Source organism: Falsigemmobacter intermedius, assembly GCF_004054105.1.
Classification (GTDB): domain Bacteria; phylum Pseudomonadota; class Alphaproteobacteria; order Rhodobacterales; family Rhodobacteraceae; genus Wagnerdoeblera; species Wagnerdoeblera intermedia.
Map to the genome: position 1 here is coordinate 1 of NZ_SBLC01000080.1, position 5,096 is coordinate 5,096.

Below are 5,096 nucleotides of genomic sequence, written 5' to 3' on the forward strand. Positions count from 1 at the left end.
GATCTCCTCGAAGGAGCCCGCATGGCAAAGCTGCAGCCGGAAACTTGTGGGTAATTGCAAGACAGCAAACACCGCAAATGATGGGCTTATCAGAGAGTTGCAGGCGCGTCTTGAAGCGGCGCAGGAGCGGCTGGCCGATAAGGAAGCGGTGATCACAGACTTGCGGGAAGATCGGGACAAGTGGCGCCAGCAGGCAACCGGTTTGCTGTCAGACCTGCGCACAGCGCAGGAAAAGGCTGTGCCTGTTACCCATCCAGAACCCTTGCCTGCTTCACAGTCCGAAGGGTTTTGGAAGCGTTTCTTCCGTTAGGGATTTCAAAAATCTGTCTGAGCCTCAATGAACTCAAGGCGCGTGATGGACCGTATCATGACCTACTCACTTTGGATTTCGGGTCACCGTCTAGACGTTCGGCGCCAAACCAGCAGGCGTACGTGGCTATCGCCAGAACCAGTAGACCAATAGTCTCAATCAGGCTACCGGGAAAGATGTGCCCGTCCGGATTAGTGATCCCTGTCACTCGCGCTAGATTCTCGGCACGGAACAGCAGCACAAAACCCATGAGCAAAAAAATCGAGCGCGGAAAAAATCGCGCACATAGCGTCGGCGCGACAACGATGACCGTAAAGGTCAAATCGTAGCTATGTAACGGCACGACCAGCAGCCCAATGATGCAGACCAGAGAGATCGTCAGCAGCGCCCAGTCGGGCGCCCACCAGCCGATCAGAAACGCTGTCCCGCAAGCGACCAGAAGCAGGATTGTGCCGTTCAGATATAATCCAAACAGATTGGCAATCTGTACCAATCCGATCAAATTTTCAGCCGCATTGGCGGGGCCGCCCTCTGTCGCATAGGAACTCACAGCGCCAAAAAACCCGATCATATCCGCCATGAGCCCCATTTGCGCGGCAGAAACCATCACTAGCAATGCGTGCATCATAACTGCCGGAATGATCGCGCAGCGCAGGTGAGCAGAGGCGAACACAGCGCAGAACAGTACTATCCCGACGCTTGGCTTTAAGCCGACGATAGTCAGTGCTGCTGCCACATAAACCACCTGCCTCGTCCGATAGCCATAGATCAGCAGGGCGATACCAAGATAAACCAGAAACGAGGTTTGACCGATTGAAATGGCCACCGCCGTTGCTTGCATCATCGATGCCAAGCCAACGATGAGCAAATAAACGGATAGTACATCAGCACTTTCAGCCGAGGTGATAGTTCGCGCCACCAATAGACTAGCCAAATGCAGAAAACAGAAGTTCAGAATATTCCAGACCTGAAGCGCATGCACGAAATCCAGGCGCGCCAAAAATCCTGCCAGTGGCTGGAACGAGGGTGGATAAACCCAGAAATGACTTTGTGGACCGAGTCCAAACCGTTGAAGATATTCCTGATTAAAACGGTCAGAGTAGGGGTTTATTCCATTATTCCATAGATCCCCGGCTAGCCATACCAGCCTAAAGTCTAACCCATCCGAAACATCAACTACCTTTGGAACAAGGTATATCTGGCCGATAGCAAAAATTACCATAGCAAAGGCAGAAAAAAAACGCGGGACCAGAGGCGGCACGATATGTCTCCGAAATTGGCAAGCGCATCATATAACGACTATCAGCGAAAAAAATCTGAGACATTCTTTCCCTTAAGTCGCGTCAAAAAACATTTTGAAAGTCTGGTTCTTTAATTCAGGCTCATTTCTACACAGGATAGGCGTTGTTGCGCAACAACGCCTATCGGAGTGCTGATTGGCACGCCTTTTGACAAGAGACTGTATCAAGACGATCCGCCCGCCATTGCCGTCACTGCCAAGCCTGCGATGATAAGCCCAAGTCCTGCGATACGCGCCGGATTGACGCTTTCCTGATGCAGCAACATCCCAATTACCGTCAGCAACACCATCGCCAGAGCAGTGACGACGGTATAAGTCAGGCTCAGAGAATAGAGGCGGATAGCTGCCACGAAAGCGGTCAACAAGAAACCGGCACTCAGCACCGCAAGCCACATCCAGCCCGATGTCAGGATCGACATGGCGATGGCCCAGGGGCTGGAGACATTCAGCCCCTGCCCGCCCTTTTTCAGGCACAGGTTCAGCGCCACGTTCGACCCTGCGGCGATCATGATCAGCAACCAGTGGTTCATGCGGGAAATGCCTTCTTACCCGGCGGTGTGCGCGGCTGCAACAACAGCGCGTGCAGCGCAACCGCCGCCAGTATCGCGATAAAGGGGGCGGAGGGCATATGATAGCGATCCTCAGCCACCACCACCACATGCAGCGCAGTGAAATAGCCCCACAGCGCGACCGGCGGGTTAAAGAATGCCGCGGTGATACCCTGCCGTCGCCCAATCGCTACCATACCAGTCAGTGCCCCAGCCAGAAGCAGATACCAATATCCGGTGGCGATCAGTTTGGCGCCCAATACTCCGCGATCACCGATCATATCGCGCAGATGCACTTCGTTCCAGACGACACCGATGGTTTCGCGGATATTAAGCTTCACCAGCTTCACGCCCAGCAGCCGGATCGCCGCGCCGGGATTTTCGATAGTGAATTGCTTCGCCTCAGCCTTTAGGTAATCGCTGCGCTCGATCTCGGACATGGGACCGACCTCGGGCGGCAGTTCCATGTACCCGCCATTGCTGGCCGGGTTGTTGCCCATCCACAGATTGGGGCCGAAATTGGTCGAGATCATGACCGGCGTACCAAAGACCTGCTGGTTGCGCATGGTCCAGGGCATAGCGATCAGCATAATCAGCAGCACGGCGATCCCGGCCTCCATGGCGGTGACGGCGAAACGGCGCGGGCCGCGGACCAGATCGACCAGCGCCAGCGCGACCGGCACCAAAAGGATCACCGGCCGGATATAAGAGGTCAGCCCCCAGACCAGCCCCGCCAGGATCAGGTTCGCCATCGGATTGCCGACCGGTCTTTGCCAGAAGAACAGCCCGGCAAGGGTCATGGCGATAAAGAACAACTCGCTCGACAGGATCGTCGTGAAGAAGATCAAGTTCGGCCAGAACGCGACCAGCGCCATGGCCAGAAGCCCGACCCGGGGGGCGAACCAGCGCGCCGCCAGATGATGCGACAGCGTCAGGATCATGAATCCCGCAATCAGGTTCAGGATCACCACCCCGACATAGCTGTCGGTGAACAGATAGGTGAAGGCGACCAGCCCCGATGTTCCGACCGCCCAATAGGCGGTGGGCTCCAGCGCGCTCCAACCATAGACGCCGTGATCGACCAGCGTTCGCGCGAATTGATGATAGGCCAAGCTGTCCGACACTGGCAGCACGGGTATCGCAAAGGCCCACAGGATGCGCAGCCCCATCCCGATCAGCAGCAGCTTCCAGAAACCGCCCGGCAGGTCGGACCAGGTTGTCACATGGGATTTCATGCCCATCCCCCCAGTGCGGAAACAAGAAAGATCACCAACATCAGCACTCCGCAAAGCAGGCTGACCCGGTCGCGCAGGGTGAACACGATCGGATCGTCGGTCATGAAGCCGCGACGGGTCATCAGTTGCATCCGGCCGATCCATAACATCAGAACCGGGCAGATCAGCAACAGCAGGTCCGGGTTGCCGAAATGCTGCTGAACCTGATTATCCTGAGAATACAGCGCAAAGACCAGAACAGCCGCCTGCGCCGCAGCGATGGACATCGCCTGATAGATGGGCAGATCCGCGACCATCAGATTGCGGCCCTCGGTCGCAGTCTTGCCACGCAGGGCCAGATCCTCAAGTTCGGCCTGACGTTTTATCGTGGCTAGGGCAAAAAACAGGAACATCGAAAATACCAGCAGCCACGGCGACAGCACGATGCCGGTCGCCATGCTGCCCGCGACGATGCGCAACGTGTAAAGCGCCGCCAATCCGATCACGTCGGCCATCATCTTGCGCTTGAACGACAGCGAATAAAGCGTTGTCGTCACCAGATAGAACAGCAGGATCCACAGGAAATTCACTGGCAGGAACAGTCCTGCCAAGAGCATCGAGACCACCAGCAATCCCGCCGATACCGTCAGCCCCTGTACTGCATTGGCCGCGCCCGAGGCAAAGGGGCGGTTGCGCTTGCGCGGATGGACGCGATCCGAGGGCAGGTCCAGCAGGTCGTTGACGATATAGATCGCCGAGGCCGTCAGCGAAAAGCACAGCATCGCCAGGAGCGCGGCGGGCAGCCCGTCCAGATCCTGAGATGCCAGCACCGGCAGCAGGATCAGCAGGTTCTTGGCCCATTGATGGGGGCGGCAGGCTCGGATCAACGCCCGGATGGGCCAGCCGCCCGTGCTGCCGATCCCACCCAGAGCTATGCCTTCGGACGCCGCGCGACGCTGCAGGGCAGGCGGAAGCCGCACCCCAAATGCATGCCTTGCCGCCTTCCAGACCGGTAAATCAGTAGCGCTGTCACCTAGATAGTCGAACCCCTGTGCGCCAAATTGAGCGATAAGGAAGTCGGCCTTGGCCTTGCCGCGCAGGTTGCCATCGGTGCCAAGGCTGCCCGAGCCGACGGCCAGACTGAAGATACCAAGATGCGCGGCCACGGCCTCGACCTGCCTATGATCGGCGGCAGAGACCAGCCCCACCTGTCGCCCTTCAGTTCTTGCCTGCGCAATCATTTCCAGCACATCGCTGTCATAGGGCAGAAGTGCAGGATCTAGGACAGACAGATCGGCGATCTGTCGTTTGAATGCGGATTTTCCTCTGGCAAGCCACGAGGGTAGTCGCAACAGCGCTGTCGGTTGCCGTGCAATCAGGCTGAGCATTCCCTCATGCAGCGTGTCGCTGCGGCATAATGTGCCGTCCAGATCGATAACCAGCGGAACCGTTGCCCCGGTTTGGGGCAAGTCAGGACCGAGCAGCGGATCGGTCAAGGCAGAGCCGGTGACCGGTTGGGTTTGTATTTCTTCCGTCATAGTCCGCCCTCGACCGGTCACCAATTAACAAGTTGCCGCAATACAACTAAAATAGCTATTCCGACGGTATCCCAATTTAGATAGGAAGTGACAAACAAAAACGATTTTATTGGCCCTCGCCGCGACTCTGATGTTGTAACCGCCCCCCGACGGCATCTTTGTGCCAAGGTGGGATCGTCACAATCC

The 5,096-nt window shown here is 57.0% G+C and carries 5 protein-coding genes; 1 reads left to right on the plus strand and 4 read right to left on the minus strand.

What is annotated here, in order from left to right:
• Positions 1 to 310 (plus strand): hypothetical protein (locus tag EP867_RS19960; protein WP_206616384.1); only part of this gene is annotated, 310 nt, incomplete at its 5' end.
• Positions 311 to 365: 55 nt separating this feature from the next.
• Here EP867_RS19960 and EP867_RS18720 read toward each other — a convergent pair.
• The 4 genes from EP867_RS18720 to EP867_RS18735 form a co-directional block, all read right to left on the minus strand.
• Positions 366 to 1,571 carry a hypothetical protein gene (locus EP867_RS18720; protein ID WP_128490963.1) on the minus strand — a complete coding sequence of 402 codons (1,206 nt, stop codon included), beginning with the start codon at positions 1,569 to 1,571 and terminating at the stop codon, positions 366 to 368.
• A gap of 203 nt (positions 1,572 to 1,774) precedes the next feature.
• Entirely contained in the window at positions 1,775 to 2,140 is a 366-nt protein-coding gene (locus tag EP867_RS18725; protein WP_128490964.1) for a DMT family transporter, read from the minus strand.
• Positions 2,137 to 3,393 carry an ArnT family glycosyltransferase gene (locus EP867_RS18730; RefSeq protein ID WP_164888955.1) on the minus strand — a complete coding sequence of 419 codons (1,257 nt, stop codon included), beginning with the start codon at positions 3,391 to 3,393 and terminating at the stop codon, positions 2,137 to 2,139. The genes EP867_RS18725 and EP867_RS18730 overlap by 4 nt, the downstream gene beginning before the upstream one ends.
• Entirely contained in the window at positions 3,390 to 4,910 is a 1,521-nt protein-coding gene (locus tag EP867_RS18735; protein ID WP_128490966.1) for a UbiA family prenyltransferase, read from the minus strand. Before EP867_RS18735 ends, EP867_RS18730 begins: the two co-directional genes overlap by 4 nt.
• Between the last annotated feature and the right edge of the window lie 186 nt (positions 4,911 to 5,096).